This window comes from Polynucleobacter sp. 78F-HAINBA (assembly GCF_018882325.1).
Classification (GTDB): domain Bacteria; phylum Pseudomonadota; class Gammaproteobacteria; order Burkholderiales; family Burkholderiaceae; genus Polynucleobacter.
This window is the reverse complement of sequence record NZ_JACVOQ010000001.1, coordinates 227,970-243,438: the sequence shown is the minus strand read 5'-3', so window position 1 is coordinate 243,438 and position 15,469 is coordinate 227,970. Positions and strand designations below refer to the sequence as shown.

Below are 15,469 nucleotides of genomic sequence, written 5' to 3'. Positions count from 1 at the left end.
GCAGCATTAGTAAACGCAAAGCGCCGCCCAAAAAGCGGCGTTTTGCTTACAATGTCGGATTCGTTAATAAAACAGTTTTAAGTATTTTCTTTTAGGCCAAAAAAATGGACATGCTTGCACAAATCCTCTCAAGCGGTATCGCGGTGGGGATGATCTATGCGGTAATCGCTTTCGGTTTCCAGCTAACTTTTGCCACATCAGGCACTTTGAACTTCGGTCAAGGTGAAGCGCTGATGTTAGGTGCTCTCGTAGGTTTAACCTGCGTAGACACTTTTGGCATGAACTATTGGGTCATGATTCCCGTAGTTTGCTTATTTGGAATGTTGCAGGGTGGCTTTGTTGAGCTCATCGGTGTGCGTCCAGCTATCAAAATTAAATCTGAGTTTGGTTGGATTATGTCCACCATTGCGCTCGGTATTATTTTCAAGAACGTAGCTGAAAATATCTGGGGTCGTGATGCATTGCCATTCCCATCACCATTGCCAATGGAGCCAATGGAATTCCTCGGCGCAAACATTTTGCCAATGGAAATTTTGGTAGTGGTTGGTGCTTTAGTAATGATGATGTTGGTAGAATTTTTTAACCGTAAAACAATTTACGGTAAAGCGGTGGTTGCAACTGCAAACGATCGCGATGCAGCAGGTTTGATGGGTATCAACACTAGTGTGGTGATTACCTTCTCTTATGCGCTTTCTTCCTTAACTGCAGCGTTTGCCGGCGTATTGATTGCACCTCTGACATTGACTGGTGCGAGTATGGGCGGCGCCTTAGGCTTAAAGGCTTTTGCAGTGGCGATTATTGGTGGCCTCTCAAGCGGTATGGGAATCATTGTGGGCGGTTTGATTCTGGGTATCGTTGAGACTGCAACCGGTTTCTATATTTCTACTGGCTACAAAGATGTGCCAGGTTTGATCTTGCTCTTGCTAGTGCTTGCATACAAACCATCTGGCCTCTTTGGTAAATCTGCAATTAAGAAAGTTTAATGATGAAGAAGTCCCTAATACCTCTATTAATTGCGATCGCGGCACTCTTTACCCTGCCGTTATTTATTCACAATCCTTATTACATTCACTTAGTTGAAACCATTCTGATCTACACCATTTTGTTATTTGGTTTGGATATCGTGGTGGGTTATGTTGGTCAGGTTTCCTTAGGTCACGCAGCGCTGTTTGGTATCGGTTCATATACCGCTGGTGTTCTGTACTTCCACTTTGGTTGGACTATCTGGGGAACACTGCCAGCATCTATCGTGGTGACTTCCATCTTCGGCGGTATCTTGGCATTGCCAGCATTGAAGGTAATCGGACCTTATTTGGCGATGGTGACCTTGGCTTTTGGAACGATTGCACAGATTCTCATTAACGAGATGACTTGGTTGACTGAAGGCCCATTGGGTATCAAGATTCCAAAGCCTGATTTAATGGGCGTACCAATGACCAAGGCAGAATACTTCTGGTTGGTTGGCGTCATCTTGATCATTTCCATGATCGTTGTAGACCGTTTTGTGAAGTCACAAATTGGTCGCGCCTTTGAGGCCTTGCGTGATAGCCCAATTGCCTGTGACTGTATGGGTGTTTCCGTATATCGTTTTAAGGTGATCGCATTCGTAATCAGCGCTGGCTTTGCTGGTTTGGCTGGTTGTTTGTATGCTTATTCAGAGCAATACATTTCACCAAATACTTACAACAACGAACTCGCTGTTTTGTTCTTGCTCGGTATCATCATGGGTGGACGTAAGTCTCGCCTCGGCGCCTTGATTGGTGCAGCCATCATTGTGTTGTTGCCTAAGCTCTTGGACGACATCAACTTGTTCCGTATCGTTGCTTCGATCATTGCAGTTGTAGTGCTGGTTGGTGCTGGTATGGCCTTGTCTAAGAAGACAACTACACCGCGTCGCGTTGCTGTACCTATCGCTGGCGTAGTGGGCTTGGCAGCATTCTCATTCTGGCTCAATACGATTTCTGACTGGCGCTTGAGTATTTTCGGCTTCATGATTTTATTGGTCGTGTACTACTTGCAAAACGGTATCGTTGGTTTTGCAAAGAGCTTCTATCAGTCAATCGTTGGCAAAGCTAAAACTACTCGTGGTGGTGATGCTGAAGCAGTGGATGACTCTATTAGCTTCATTAGCAATGTATCCAACGCAGATACTGGTGCTGAGCTCTTGAAAGTTGACTCTGTATTGATGCAGTTCGGTGGCCTGAAAGCATTGAACAACGTTGATCTGAGCATCAAGCGCGGCACTATTCATGGCTTGATCGGTCCTAACGGCTCCGGTAAGAGTACGATGATGAACGTGTTGACTGGTATTTATGTGCCTACAGCAGGTAACGTGTTGTACGCTGGCGAAAGCGTTGTTGGTAAGACATCTTCCGACATCGCCTTATCTGGTATTGCACGTACCTTCCAAAACGTTCAGCTTTTCGGTGAAATGACTGCTATCCAAAATATTTTGGTTGGTTTGCATCACACCTTCAAGTCAAACATGGTGGAAATTGCTTTGAATCTGCCACGCTACAAGCGTGAAGAGGCTGATGCTCATGCTCGTGCAATGGCGCTCCTCAAGTTTGTTGGTTTAGATGACTTAGCTAACGAAGAAGCACGTAACTTGCCATACGGTAAGCAGCGCTTGCTAGAGATTGCTCGTGCCTTGGCATTGGATCCTGAGTTGCTCTTGTTGGATGAGCCGGCAGCAGGCTTGACAGCTCCTGACATTAAAGAACTCTTGCGCATTATTCGTAAGATCCGCGATAGCGGTATTACCTTCATCCTGATTGAGCATCACATGGATGTGGTGATGTCAGTTTGCGATACCGTTTCTGTATTGGACTTCGGTCAGAAGATTGCAGAAGGTAAACCAGCTGAAGTTCAGGCAGACGAGAAGGTGATTCATGCCTACTTGGGTACTTAATCACTAGAACCATATTGAATCGGTAAATACCATGTTATCTATTAAGAATCTTGAAGCAGGCTACGGCAAAGTAAAAGTTCTGCACGGCATCAATATTGATGTTCCTAAAGGACAAGTCATTACTTTGATCGGGTCAAACGGCGCCGGTAAAACAACAACCATGCGTGCTATCACCGGCATGATTAAGCCAACTGGTGGTGAAGTAACCTTGGGTGGCGAAAAAATTGATGGTTACGACTCTCATAAAATCGCCCGCTTAGGTTTGGCTCATAGCCCAGAAGGTCGTCGTGTGTTTACGACTATGTCAGTCAATGACAACCTCTTGTTAGGCGCATTCCCACGCTTTACAGGGAGCCGTCCAAAAGGCGATATCAAGAGCGATCTAGAGCGCGCTCTAGAAATGTTCCCACGCTTAAAAGAACGTCGCAACCAATTGGCTGGAACATTGTCAGGTGGTGAGCAACAGATGTTGGCGATGGCTCGTGCCGTGATGCTCAACCCAGAGATCATTCTCTTGGATGAGCCGTCAATGGGTCTGGCGCCAATTTTGGTTGAAGAAGTATTTAAGATTATTTCTAACCTCAAATCTCAAGGCGTAACCATGTTATTGGTTGAGCAATTTGCTGCCGCAGCTCTGAACGTTGCTGACTATGGTTATGTACTTGAGAATGGCAAGATTGCTACTCATGGTCCAGCCGACAAGTTGATGCATGATCCAGCTGTAAAAGCAGCTTACTTGGGTGGTGCTGGCGGTCACTAAGATTAACAGTACTCAGTTTGTTAAAAAGCCCTCGAAAGAGGGCTTTTTCTATTGAGGTGTAATGAAGTAGTTCACCTGGCTAGCTTTGAAGCAGTGAGATTGCCTCTCGTATCAGTAGGGCGCGATAGCCCATATACATGGCGACACCTACAAAGCCCAGAAGAAATATCTTGGGCACTAAAGCACCCTCAGCCACCAATTCTGAATTGAGAAGACCCACTGCAATAGCCAAGAAGAATATAGCGCCTAGACCTAAGACAATCCAGTTCTCATGCTGACTTACTTTCTGAGTCTGATTGGCATAAGCAAGCACCTGAAAGCCATTGCCTTTTTGATAGCCAGAGACTGTCACAGTATCGCCATCACCCACCACCATAGGCGTTGAGAATTTGGCTTCAATAGCACGGTCACCTAAAGTAAATTTGGATATAAAGAAGCGCTGGTAATACACCGAAGAATGATCGTGAGTAGGCTTTTCGGGGTTTACATATTCTAGAAGCTCATTATTGAGATTGCTGACCGTTCCGGAAATGGTGGCCACGGAGCTAGTTAGAAAAGAGCTGGGTTTCAGAGTCATGAGTAGAGCCCCCATCAGTACGAGAGAGGAAATAAGAAGAAAAGATAGAAGGGGTCGTTTCACAGATTCAAAGTTAGCACACCTTTAATGAGTAGGCTAATTGCAATCGCTAGAGTGAAGATCGAGAAAATGAGTTGGGTATGCGGACCACTTAACTTTTTACCTAAGAGGAGTCCAATCAATAGCCCTCCTAATGCCGCCAGAGCAAATGGTGCCGCTACCAATATATTAAGAGTGCCAGAAGCTGCTGAGAAAATCGCACCTCCACCAGTGATGATGGCAAGTACCCCGAGTGAGGTGGCAACAATGGATTTAATTGGTAAATCGGTATAGCGTTTTAGGGCGGGGACGATGATGAAGCCGCCACCAACACCGAGTAATCCAGATAAGAAGCCAGCGATGCTGCCGGCAAACATCAATGCACGCGCACAGGGCAGGGTCCATTGGAGTTTTCCAATGGCTGGGTTCATTAGGCAGGGAGGCGGCTTTCTGCTTGCTTCGGGGATGCCATTGATTTGATTGCGGGCTTGACTCAATAAGCGGGCAGCTACATATAAGAGAATCAAGCTAAACAGAATCTGTAGTGGTGCATTCGGGATCTGTGGGGCAAGCCAAAGCCCTAGAGGGGATAGCGCCAAACCGAAGAGGGCCATGAATCCTGCCGCCTTGTAGCGCAAGATTTTATTTCTTAACCCCAGGATGGCTCCAACACTGGAGGCTAGGGCAACAGCACAGAGCGCAATCGGCGCTGCCTCTGCAATGGGGAGGCCTAGAAAGAAGACTAGTAAAGGGACCGACAAAATACCGCCCCCGGCGCCGGTGAGGCCCATAAGGACGCCCACTAGGATTCCTAGTGCTGGGCTGATAAGGGTTGAGTAGTCCATTGCAATTTATTTTAGATTAATATAGTATATAAATATATATAATATTTGTTCAATCGAAAGAATATCGTGACGACACAGCAAAACCCGCTCATTAAGGACTTTTTTGATCCAGACACCTGGACCTACACCTATGTGGTCTATGAAGATGATGGCAGTCCGTGCGTCATCATCGATTCGGTTCTGAACTACGACCCTAAGTCAGGCAGAACTAGCACCAAATCAGCTGATGAGGTCATTGCTTTCGTTAAAGAGCACCAGCTTCAGGTAAGTTGGATTTTGGAGACCCATGCCCATGCAGACCATTTAACTGCTGCCCCTTACTTGCAAAGCCACTTGGGCGGTAAATTAGTGATTGGGGATCACATCATCAATGTCCAAACCGTGTTTAAAGGCGTCTTCAATCTGGATGATCGCTTTAAAGCTGATGGCGCCCAGTTTGACTACTTACTTAAAGAGGGTGAGTCACTCGTCTTTGGAAATCTTTCCTTAAAAGCGCTTTTTGTGCCTGGCCATACCCCTGCCTGCATGGCTTATGAAATCGGTGATGCAATCTTTGTAGGGGATACCTTGTTTATGCCAGATGTTGGTACGGCTCGCTGTGACTTTCCTGGTGGCGATGCGAAGACACTCTATCGCTCGATTCAGAAGATCTTGTCTTATCCTGGCCAGACCAAGCTGTATATGTGCCATGACTACCCACCAAATAATCGTCCTGCCACTGGTATGACTACCGTTGCCGATGAAAAAGCTAACAATATTCACGTGCATGATGGTGTCACTGAAGATCAATTTGTACAGATGCGTACAGCGCGAGATAAAACCTTAGAAATGCCAACATTAATTTTGCCTTCTATTCAGGTGAATATTCGGGCCGGGCATTTTCCTGAGCCAGATGCCAATGGCGTTGCGTATCTAAAAATCCCTTTAAACGCACTTTGATTGTGAGATGACTGTGAATATGCCTATCTCAAAAGCAGAGTTAAAAAAGATGCAGTCATCAGCAGATGATGCTTGCAGGCTCATGAAGGTCTTATCCAACCGTGATCGCATGATGCTCTTATGTGAAATTGGCCAGGCTGAAAAGTGCGTTGGGGAGTTAGAAGCTGCATTAGATTTGCATCAACCAACCCTCTCGCAGCAGCTTACCGTGTTGCGCAAGGAAAAGCTGGTCAAAACACGTAGGGAGGGTAAGCAAATTTATTACTCCCTCTCAAGTCAAGTCGCTGTAGCAGTTATGAGCTTGCTATATAAGCACTACTGTAAGAAGTAATTAAAGAATTATTTAATCGTTTTTAAAGGGAGTTCAATATGAAATGTAACGTCGGTGGTATCGATCGTATCTTAAGAATCTCAGTAGGCATTGTGCTGGTTGCGCTTGCAGCTAACGGCATCGTAGGCTGGTGGGGCTGGCTTGGACTAATCCCTTTGGCTACAGGCATTTTCCGTTTCTGCCCAGCTTACCCGCTATTGGGAATGAATTCTTGCGGAACATCTTGCGATAAAGATTCTTGCTGTAAGTAAGTTATATCTTGTGTGATTAAGGCGTATTGAGAGATAAAACTCAATGCGCCTTATTTTCATTTGGAGTAACCTCTTTTTTTTGCATAAACACCGTGCAACAAAAAGATGGTAAAGAATGCGATACCGATCATCCAGTGGGTTGTGATGACGCTATCTCGAATTTCTTCAGGGCCGTAGTACAGCAGGGCGCCTGATATCAATAGAGTAGCTAAAAAAGCCAATTGGCTTAATCCGCTCCACAGCTTCCTCTTGGACTTGAGGCCAGCCTTGAGGTGAAAGGGTAAGACTGAGCCCAAAGCCATCGTAGCCATCATTGCGGCAATGCCATGCCACATCAATATTGAGTGAGCGCCCAATGCAGCAGCTTGAACATGAAATTCATGACCAAGTAAATAGGCTGTGCCGGTAAGCGAGCAACTCAACATACCAACGAGGACGAAATGTCTTTGCCATGACGGCATCTTTCCAAGGCGACTACTATTTTTCATAAGGTGATGGTCTGAGGAATTTTGATCGCGTGAGCAGAGAAATGATTCAAGCAGGGATGTTGGGCGTTACCAGAAATGCTGACTACCTTTGTTAGGGCGTCGGCGTAGACGCATTCATTGGCAATCACTGAGTAAGACTCTGAAAACTCAATATGCTCTTGATTGAGGGGGTTGACCATATAGCTTTTGGCATCAGCGTCGCGCTTTGCAAAGTAGAGGCTGCTAGTCGCAATTGCACCCATCTTCATCTTGCCAATCTGAATGAGCTCATGAGGTTTTGAGGGATTGCGGATTTGAATATCTTGAGTGAGATTTCCAAAGACGCGCATATCACCACCAGCATTAACTGATCCAGATTGGATGTCGTGAGCAAACAAGACTTCTACTGCTTTATCAACTGCATACCCTTTGGCAATGCCACCAAGATCAAGACAGAGTGGGAGTTTGGATTGAACCAAGTTTGGCTCAATAAAGCGAAGATCTTCAATGCCTCCGAATGACTGATCATTCAAGTTGATATGCCTTGGCAGAAGCCCTGCCTCTACCAGGCGATGGCCAATGCCACAATTAAATATGCCTTGAGACTCAAGTTGAATCTCTTTGGCAATGGCCAGCACCTCGGCTGTCCAGGAGTGAATACGAATCGGCTCTAAATGGGATCTAGCATTAATTTGAGAAAGCTCGCTGTCAGGATCATGAAAGCCCATCAGGGATTGAACCTGTTCAATGGCTGTAAATGCCATCTCTATTGCATGGGGTAAATGCTCTCCATCTTCAGTTGAAATTTCAACAAAGGTGCCTAAGAGTGGTTTGCAGCGAATCATTTTGCCTTTGGTGCTTGGGATTGATTTTTGAGTGCAATGTCATAAAGCACTGCAACACGTTTGACGCCATCAGTGAGATGTTTGCAAGAGAGAGTGGCGCCACCAATATTTTGAATATCTTGATTAAGCTTAATAGGGTCCGATGCAGTTTTGCCAACAAACTGATTGCGCCACTGGGCTTCTGCTACTTCATATCCATAGGATTCAACATATTCCAGGATCTCGATGCCGGTGACTGCGCCCGATGGGCTCAGTGCTACGGCATAAGTAATCATTTCGTGTTTACCGACCACCTCATCTACGATGAACCAGCCTCCGTCCGCCGCCCTCCAGATACGATCTCCTTGAAAGGTTTGGCGAACACCTGATGCTGAGCGCATTTTGTCCTGCAGTTCATCTGTAATGATGATGGGATTTTTGACAAGCGGTTTATTGGGTATGAGTATCTTTTGCGCTTGCTCGACGGATACATATATCTTGGCGTGCGCAACTATCGGTGCAGATACTGCGACTAATCCAATAATAAGAAAAGGGTTCGGTTTCCAGTTCATGTTCAAAATTCTTCTGCTAAAGGGTGATATAAATTAATTAGCCAGTAATTCATTGGCCTGAAAGCAAAGCTCATCAAGATCTTCAGTGCTTTCGCCTGTCTGAGCTAAGGCTTCAAACATCATCAAAGCTCGCTCTCTCGCAGTGGCGCAATGGGTTGATTGAAACTTAATTAAATGTATTAGTGCGGCCATTAATAAATTTTGCTTTTCCATAATTACCTTTAAATTAAAAATACGAGAGATCTTGTTCAGTTCAATGGGAAGCCGAATTTGACGATAAATTCATTTACTGAGTGACTATCCCAAACGCGAGCATTGGAGCACTCTGCAGTTCCATCACCCATGCAGTTATTACCTTTGAGTTGATAGCGCCAAGCACCGGTAACCCACCAGTCTTTTTCTGCGTAATGTAAGTTGGGGCCAACAAAGGTAGCTCTTTGCACTTGGTTTTGTAGGTTGTAGCTAGAGTAGTCATTATGAAAACGAGCCTCAACGCCACCAGACCACTTTGGTGCAAATCGATAGCTCGCCCCCACCAGGAAATCCAGCATCGACTCAGGGACATTGCCATTGCCAACGAACTTCAATTGCTCATTAGCGACAACTACGTTTCCAGCCAAAACCAATTTGTCATCTATAAAGTTTGATTGCAGTAGCAAGCGCGCTTCAATTTCATTTTTGTTCTTGCCTATGGTTGGCTCTAAATACAGTCCGACTCCGACTGGAGAGGTGACTGGATTGGTGATGCGATAGATTGCTTCTAAGGACCCACCTTCGATGCCACCTTTTCGGTATGGTGACGCTGGGTTATGTGACTCTGGTACGGGTTGCCCTCCAGTACAAGAAGCGCTGTCGCCACAGGCCTCTGGATTGGTGTAATTTTGATTTGCATTGACGTAATAGGCATTCAGGTAGCCCGCAATCTGAAAGTCATTCGTGACGCCATATTCCAATTCTGATCTAGAGAACCATGCGTTATAGGATCCTGCTGCTTGTTGTTTATTCAGTTGTAAGCGCTGCTCAAACTCGAGCTTCCCTTTTGGCTGTAGATCTAGGGTGTAAATCCACCCAAAAGCACCTTCACCCGCATTGGCGAATGAGAAGTGCAAGGCGGTGGCTAATAGGATGCTAAAGGCAACAAGTCTTTTGATGGTCAGTTTCATGGTGTGAAGGGGCTGGTTAGTAAAAGTAATTGAGAATCATTCGCAATATACAGCAATTGAGAATAATTCTCAATTGAAAAAATGACCCTCTGTGCTTAGGTGTTGAGATTTACCCGGTGCGAATGCCAAGCTTGTAAGATCCATAGCTATGGATTCAGAAGCCCTGGTGAAGCTGGTCACAATGAAGATGCCTTATGGCAAGCATGCTGGTCGTGCGCTCGCGGACTTGCCTGGTAATTACTTGGCCTGGTTCGCTCGCGAAGGCTTTCCTAAGGGCGAGCTTGGTCAGCTCCTGGAGCTAATGCATACCCTTGATCACAATGGATTACGGGGCTTGTTGGCGCCCATTCAGCGGGCCCATGGAATTGCTCCCCGGACTCGGGGATAACAATTTATTTAGTGCGCACTATCGCTATGACGCGATTGTGTTCATAAGTCACATTAGGTGAGTCCGGTGGACTGCTTTGCGAGAGTGTGACCAAGATTGAACTCTGTGCTTCAATCTCTTTTGCTAGGCTTTGAGCCAAATTGAGGTTGCGATCATATTGAAGCTCTATGCTGGCAACTCTTCCTGACTTGATATTGGAGATGAGTGCCGCCACCTTCTCCGGTGAGTATTGGTCAAAAAAGACCGGATACCAGCCGCCCACTAATTGCCTAGGCTCTGAGTTGCCCTTTACAGCAGGTTTGCTGGCCTTGCTCTCGGTGCTCTCTAACGCTAGGTGAAAGTCAATCCCGGTTTTCTGAATCAGATCAGCATAGGAGATTGGCGCGCTCATTTGCGCATCGTCGGTATTCTCGACCCAATAAGCCCAAGCTAATTTTTTGTTGGGGTCATAGACCAGCTTATATAGATGGCTCGGAATAGTGACCTTACTTTTACCAATGCTGCCTGCATTGCCAACCGATCCAGTGAATACATATACATCGCCTTGCGCGCGTTTGATATACATCCTCGTAGGCTCTTCAACCCGTTTTGCCCAGATACCCTGATTGTTTTGCCTGGCTTGCGGCATCATATTTGCCAAGGAGAATGACTGCGCCATCCCCTTTTCGCTTGTCATGTCACCGGCTGGCACGTTGTGGCCACGGTCATACCCACTGCCACGATAGTCTGCCAGTAGGGCGCGTTCATGAAAAGGCAGTCTAGCCTCTTCATAAAACTGATTGGTTCGACGTGGGTGGGGGGCTTGGAGCTGCTCACCATTGAGTTTCTCAATGGTGTAGATGGGTTTTTTATCTGAAGGCGAGTAGTAGATCGCAAAATCATCAAAACAAAGGTCCCGTCCCGCCTGAGTCGTTGTGGGTATTTGCTGGGCTGGGAACAGATCTTTACATTGATCGAAGAGGGCGAACGCACTTAACGGTAGCCAAAGCAGGCTAAGTAAGATGGGTTTGACCAGGAATTTCATTGCATGTCAGTGTAATGAGTGCTGCTATCAACAGGTAAAAGTTTTTCTTCTATCAGGCATTTAAGTTAGCTCTAGAGCTAGTGTAGATGGCGCTTGAGAAGCATTTTGCACGGCTGCTTTGCATCGCTGTAAGGCGCAAAGATTGCAAGAGTCTCAACTTTTGGTGAAGATCATCAGAGCACTACCGGTAGAAAATCTAGCCCACTGGAATACTAGATGTATGGGTCAGGTAGCTCTTTTGAAGTTGAAAAATAGTAAAAAAGTTGGATTTCGAGCACTTTTTTATTATATGAAATAAGTCCCCACTAACTTATTTAAGTCCTTGAAATTAAAGGGTTAAATATAAAAATCAGGGGCTTGATTGGGGATCATCCTTATTTCAAGACCTAAAAGTCATAGAAATAGAGTTCTTTATTCTTGACTTGATATAAGAACCTTCTTAGGATGGCTCATGTTTTTTTACTTATTGCATCGCAACATAAATCAGAAGTTTGATTTTCGGTGTGCTGCAAGACCATGAATGATTAAATGTTTTTCTACCAATTCGAGTGACTTACAACTAGCGCAACCAGCAACGGTTAACGCTAAAGAGTTGTTAGCTCACGCACTGTCCCCTGTGTATCGGGTGATGAATGGTTTATTGATCGTGACTGTTTTCATGATCGTGGGACTCTGGCTCTCCGGCAATGGAACTCAAGCAGGCGCTTTTGATTTGGCTCGCATCCTGGTTCCCGATGAGGCGCGCCATATGGTGTGGCAAAACGGTTTTGGAATGCTCGATCAGTACCAGGATGAAACTCCAAAAGCCATTGCAGATAAAGAAATTGCCAATGTGATCTACGGAAAGGCTTCGGTCAGCCCTAGTAGCGGTCTCATGAGCGCCAAGCAGCAAACAGTTGCCCTCTTGATGCCTTCAGTGGCTCATGCCCAGGTAAAGCCGATTTCTCATTTATCAGATCGCATCCCCGCTTCGAAAATTGATCCTCAGGCGCTCGATTCGAAGTTGATGGTATCCATTCAGAATCAACGTGCAGTTGCTGACTTCTTTGAGAAGAAGTACAAGTTAGATCGTGCCAAGATTGAGGAATACGTTTCCAATACGGTGCTGATTGCAAAAGAAGTCAACATTGATCCAGTTTTGTTGCTTGCCGTAATTTCAGTTGAGTCGAACTTTAATCCGCTGACTAAAAGCCAGGCTGGTGCCGAAGGTTTGATGCAGGTGATGACTACCATTCATAAAGATAAATATGCTTTGTACGGTGGCGCTACTGATGCTGTGAAGCCTGAAGTGAATATTCGGGTAGGCGCTTATATCTTGAAATATTTGATTGCCACTAGTGGTTCATTGCGCAATGGCCTGAAATACTATGTTGGCGCTGCAAATGCGGAGACTGATGGTGGCTATGCTGATAAGGTGATGGCCGAAAGAAATCGTTTGATTGGTTTGTGTCAGCCAGCAATGCAAAATAAATTAACCTTGAATGGAAAAGACTTACGTTCCTAAGATCGATAGTTTTCTCTGGTAAAAAATAAGGCCACTCATCGAGTGGCCTTATTACTTGCAGATGCTAGCTTGGAATTAATTTACTCCGTGTAGCTCTACGTCAAATACCAGGGTTGCATTTGGTGGAATGACACCGCCAGCACCACGTTCGCCATAACCCATCTCAGATGGAATAATGAGAGTGCGTTTGCCGCCAATCTTCATGCCTTGTACGCCTTGATCCCAGCCCTTGATTACATGGCCGGCACCCAAAGGAAAGCTAAATAGTTGGCCACGATCCAAGGAGCTATCAAACTTCTGGCCTTTGTTATCTGGCGCTTTGTCATCAAACAACCATCCGGTGTAATGCACGTCTACATGGTTGCCAGCAGTCGCCTCTTTGCCATCACCAACAACGGTATCTATTTTTTGGAGTTCGCTCACGTTTATCTTCCTCTTTGGCTGAAATTGAAGGGCTAGTATATTCTGAGCGTAATCTTTTTGTTCGAGCAAACTAACATGACAAACTTTTGGCCCCATTCTGCGTATAAAACCCTTGCGGTTGGCTCGGACAATCAGCTGCAGGTGACCGATGATTTTCTGCGCACCTACCTATTGCGCCCAGAGTTAAATCTTGTTCCTGAATCCTGCGATGCAGAGCGTGCACTGCATCAGCGTCTCAGCGAGAATCCTCGAGCAGCCGTTTCAGATCAAGAAATTGCTGCAATGGCGGATCTGGATATTCAAGTGAACTATCAAGTTTGGTTGAGATATCGAGCTAAGCTATTGGCGGCCAGTTCTTTAGAAAACTTCTATATGAGTTTGTTTAAAGGTGATGGTGTAGATGTACCGCCATTATTCATTTCTCAGTTGGCACAAATATTTATTCGACATATCCTGGGTGAAGATTGCCATCCTTTGGATGCGCGTATGGGTGAGATTTTCTTCCGAACTCAAAAGATTACCGTGCTGGAAGATGGCGTTGTGATGGGTGCGGATGATGAGGTGGTAACTCGCAATGCGCAAGCCGGAGAGACTGGCAATATTCTTGATCTTCTGAAGAGTAAGTCGATGTCTATGCGCTCGATCGATTTAGATGTACTGCATGAAGAAAATGCTGATCTGTATTGGGAGAAGAATGAAGATCATGATTTTGCAGTACAGTTCAATTTTGGTCAGCCACCCATCAATCATTTTTGCCGCGTCCTCGAAAAATGGATTCAACATTTTTTAGGCGCTCAAGTGCGCATTACTCCAATGCAGCAAATTAGCGATCCTAAGTGGTCTTGGCATGTTGGCCTAGATGCTGCTGCAACCGATATCCTGAATAAGCTCTATAACAAAGAGCCGGTTGATTCTGATGAGCTTGAGAAGGTGATTTGTTTATTCCGTCTAGACTTTATTGATGAGGCTGCCGTTACCCAGTCTCAGGCTGGCAAGCCGGTGTACATGGGTATTGCCATGAATGATGAAAAGCAACTCAAACTCAAACCGCAAAACTTACTCTTCAATTTACCTCTGGCTAAAGCTTCCTAACCGGACGCTGAGCTAGTCTTTTTACGATTGGCGCTCAGCCAAATTAACGCGCCGGCTGTAACGGCAACAGGAAGCAGTGATCCGATATTTAGGATATTCCAGCCCTGCGAAGTAATGAGTGCGCCGGATCCAAATGAAGTGAAGGCCATGGTGCCAAACACGAAGAAGTTAATTGCTGCCTGAGCTTTGTCACGCTCTTCTGGGCGGTAAGCTGTCATCGCTAATGAGGTCGAGCCAGTAAATAAAAAGTTCCAGCCGACACCCAATAAAAATAGTGCGATTAAGAATTGATGCAAGTCGGTGCCGGATAGTGCAATTGCAATACACAGGAGATTGAGGATCACTCCAACGCCCATGATCTTGAGTGTGCCAAAGCGCTGAATGAGTGAGCCAGTAAAAAATCCAGGTGCGAACATACCAATTACATGCCACTCCAATACCAGTGCCGTCTCGGAAAATGGTAGCCCACAAATCTGCATGGCCAGTGGCGTAGCCGCCATAAGCAGGTTCATTACACCGTAGCCCAGAGAGGCACCAATCACGGCAACCATAAAGACGGGTTGACGAAGAATGGTCTTTAGATCTCTCCCATCAGAAAGTGAGTGTTGGGTTTTGAACTCTTCTGGGAAGTGGATGAACTGCATCACGATAATCCCGATGAAGCCGGCTATCGAGAGGGTGAGGTAAGCACCCAAGAAGGCGGTATCAAAGAAGTCTTTCGTCCACGAGGCAAGGTTAGGCCCAATGACGGCCCCAAGAATTCCTCCAGCCAACACCCAAGAGACTGCCTTATCCCTTTGGCTGACAACGGTTAGCTCGGCAGCTGCAAATCGGTAGAGCTGCCCATTGGCGCTGTAGTAGCCCGCAATAAAGGTTCCCAGCACGAGAAGCCAGAAGTTCTTGGTAATGGCGGCGTAGGCACACAGGAGTGCTGAAAAGACGGCTACCAAGAGGCCCAGTTGAAAGGAGATCTTCCGGCCAAAGTAATTTTGGGTTTTGGCCACAATCGAGGTCGAGAATGCTCCCCCTACAACGTAGCCCATCACCGGCAAGGTAGCCATCCAGGCAACCGGGCTCAGACTGAGCCCAACTAGGCCATTAATGGCAATAAAGGTCACATTATTGGTTAAAAACAAGCCCTGGCAGAGAATCAACAGTACGAGGTTTTTGTTGAGTAGGGGGTGCTTGTTAGTCATGTATCGCAGTTTACGTTGTAAGTGGGCGGGGGATTGGCTTGGTGGATTCCCTTAAATTGGCCAACTTCAGTCAATTTGGTACTGAAAAGCCCTTAAATTACCGGGGGCGATGATTTAAAATAGATGTCTCGGTCCAGTGCGTGAAATTACACCCAAGACAGCC

19 protein-coding genes are annotated in these 15,469 nt (G+C 46.0%); 9 read left to right on the top strand and 10 right to left on the bottom strand.

Features of this window, described 5'->3' with window-relative positions; translation table 11 throughout:
• Nucleotides 1–104 precede the first annotated feature (104 nt).
• The 3 genes from ICN11_RS01160 to ICN11_RS01150 are packed head-to-tail and all read left to right on the top strand — an operon-like array spanning nt 105 to nt 3,671.
• Nucleotides 105–983 (top strand): branched-chain amino acid ABC transporter permease, encoded by an 879-nt coding sequence (locus ICN11_RS01160; RefSeq protein WP_216136276.1) that lies wholly within the window; start codon nt 105–107, stop codon nt 981–983.
• Nucleotides 983–2,911, top strand: a complete 1,929-nt coding sequence (locus ICN11_RS01155; RefSeq protein WP_216228753.1) for an ATP-binding cassette domain-containing protein — start codon at nt 983–985, stop codon at nt 2,909–2,911. Before ICN11_RS01160 ends, ICN11_RS01155 begins: the two co-directional genes overlap by 1 nt.
• Nucleotides 2,912–2,942: 31 nt before the next feature.
• Nucleotides 2,943–3,671 (top strand): ABC transporter ATP-binding protein, encoded by a 729-nt coding sequence (locus ICN11_RS01150; protein WP_216178985.1) that lies wholly within the window; start codon nt 2,943–2,945, stop codon nt 3,669–3,671.
• Nucleotides 3,672–3,750: 79 nt separating this feature from the next.
• Here ICN11_RS01150 and ICN11_RS01145 read toward each other — a convergent pair whose 3' ends face one another.
• Together ICN11_RS01145 and ICN11_RS01140 are read right to left on the bottom strand one after the other, a co-directional pair.
• Nucleotides 3,751–4,248 (bottom strand): hypothetical protein, encoded by a 498-nt coding sequence (locus ICN11_RS01145; protein WP_255539843.1) that lies wholly within the window; start codon nt 4,246–4,248, stop codon nt 3,751–3,753.
• A gap of 59 nt (nt 4,249–4,307) precedes the next feature.
• Complete coding sequence (locus ICN11_RS01140; protein ID WP_216228751.1) at nt 4,308–5,132, bottom strand: sulfite exporter TauE/SafE family protein; 825 nt, start codon at nt 5,130–5,132, stop codon at nt 4,308–4,310.
• A gap of 66 nt (nt 5,133–5,198) precedes the next feature.
• On the opposite strand from ICN11_RS01140, the gene ICN11_RS01135 reads away from it, so the two are divergent.
• The 3 genes from ICN11_RS01135 to ICN11_RS01125 are packed head-to-tail and all read left to right on the top strand — an operon-like array spanning nt 5,199 to nt 6,653.
• Nucleotides 5,199–6,071: an MBL fold metallo-hydrolase gene (locus ICN11_RS01135; protein WP_216228750.1), complete on the top strand. Its 873-nt coding sequence runs from the start codon at nt 5,199–5,201 to the stop codon at nt 6,069–6,071.
• 7 nt (nt 6,072–6,078) lie between these two features.
• Nucleotides 6,079–6,402, top strand: a complete 324-nt coding sequence (locus ICN11_RS01130; protein WP_255539842.1) for a metalloregulator ArsR/SmtB family transcription factor — start codon at nt 6,079–6,081, stop codon at nt 6,400–6,402.
• A gap of 38 nt (nt 6,403–6,440) precedes the next feature.
• Nucleotides 6,441–6,653: a DUF2892 domain-containing protein gene (locus tag ICN11_RS01125; RefSeq protein WP_216228749.1), complete on the top strand. Its 213-nt coding sequence runs from the start codon at nt 6,441–6,443 to the stop codon at nt 6,651–6,653.
• Nucleotides 6,654–6,709: 56 nt separating this feature from the next.
• Here the strand turns inward: ICN11_RS01125 and ICN11_RS01120 are convergent, their stop codons facing one another.
• From ICN11_RS01120 to ICN11_RS01100, 5 genes are read right to left on the bottom strand one after another with little or no spacing between them, the layout of a single operon-like run.
• Nucleotides 6,710–7,141 carry a hypothetical protein gene (locus ICN11_RS01120; protein WP_216228748.1) on the bottom strand — a complete coding sequence of 144 codons (432 nt, stop codon included), beginning with the start codon at nt 7,139–7,141 and terminating at the stop codon, nt 6,710–6,712.
• Nucleotides 7,138–7,965 carry an FAD:protein FMN transferase gene (locus ICN11_RS01115; RefSeq protein ID WP_216228747.1) on the bottom strand — a complete coding sequence of 276 codons (828 nt, stop codon included), beginning with the start codon at nt 7,963–7,965 and terminating at the stop codon, nt 7,138–7,140. The genes ICN11_RS01120 and ICN11_RS01115 overlap by 4 nt, the downstream gene beginning before the upstream one ends.
• A complete protein-coding gene (locus tag ICN11_RS01110; protein ID WP_216228746.1) occupies nt 7,962–8,516 on the bottom strand; it encodes an FMN-binding protein in 555 nt (184 codons plus the stop codon). Before ICN11_RS01110 ends, ICN11_RS01115 begins: the two co-directional genes overlap by 4 nt.
• 33 nt (nt 8,517–8,549) lie before the next feature.
• Complete coding sequence (locus tag ICN11_RS01105) at nt 8,550–8,729, bottom strand: hypothetical protein (protein WP_216228745.1); 180 nt, start codon at nt 8,727–8,729, stop codon at nt 8,550–8,552.
• A gap of 35 nt (nt 8,730–8,764) precedes the next feature.
• A complete protein-coding gene (locus ICN11_RS01100) occupies nt 8,765–9,679 on the bottom strand; it encodes a DUF6662 family protein (RefSeq protein ID WP_216228744.1) in 915 nt (304 codons plus the stop codon).
• A gap of 148 nt (nt 9,680–9,827) precedes the next feature.
• Here ICN11_RS01100 and ICN11_RS01095 point away from each other — a divergent pair, with 148 nt between their 5' ends.
• Nucleotides 9,828–10,067, top strand: a complete 240-nt coding sequence (locus ICN11_RS01095; RefSeq protein ID WP_216228743.1) for a DUF3820 family protein — start codon at nt 9,828–9,830, stop codon at nt 10,065–10,067.
• Between the two features lie 4 nt (nt 10,068–10,071).
• Here the strand turns inward: ICN11_RS01095 and ICN11_RS01090 are convergent, their stop codons facing one another.
• Nucleotides 10,072–11,091 carry a DNA/RNA non-specific endonuclease gene (locus tag ICN11_RS01090; RefSeq protein WP_216228742.1) on the bottom strand — a complete coding sequence of 340 codons (1,020 nt, stop codon included), beginning with the start codon at nt 11,089–11,091 and terminating at the stop codon, nt 10,072–10,074.
• Between the two features lie 520 nt (nt 11,092–11,611).
• Here ICN11_RS01090 and ICN11_RS01085 point away from each other — a divergent pair.
• Nucleotides 11,612–12,595 (top strand): transglycosylase SLT domain-containing protein, encoded by a 984-nt coding sequence (locus tag ICN11_RS01085; RefSeq protein ID WP_216228741.1) that lies wholly within the window; start codon nt 11,612–11,614, stop codon nt 12,593–12,595.
• A 75-nt stretch (nt 12,596–12,670) separates the two neighbouring features.
• Here the strand turns inward: ICN11_RS01085 and ICN11_RS01080 are convergent, their stop codons facing one another.
• Nucleotides 12,671–13,018, bottom strand: a complete 348-nt coding sequence (locus ICN11_RS01080) for an FKBP-type peptidyl-prolyl cis-trans isomerase (RefSeq protein ID WP_216228740.1) — start codon at nt 13,016–13,018, stop codon at nt 12,671–12,673.
• 75 nt (nt 13,019–13,093) lie between these two features.
• Here ICN11_RS01080 and ICN11_RS01075 point away from each other — a divergent pair, with 75 nt between their 5' ends.
• Complete coding sequence (locus ICN11_RS01075) at nt 13,094–14,110, top strand: DUF6352 family protein (protein ID WP_216228739.1); 1,017 nt, start codon at nt 13,094–13,096, stop codon at nt 14,108–14,110.
• Here the strand turns inward: ICN11_RS01075 and ICN11_RS01070 are convergent.
• Nucleotides 14,107–15,306 (bottom strand): MFS transporter, encoded by a 1,200-nt coding sequence (locus tag ICN11_RS01070; protein WP_216228738.1) that lies wholly within the window; start codon nt 15,304–15,306, stop codon nt 14,107–14,109. The genes ICN11_RS01075 and ICN11_RS01070 overlap by 4 nt on opposite strands.
• Nucleotides 15,307–15,469 lie beyond the last annotated feature (163 nt).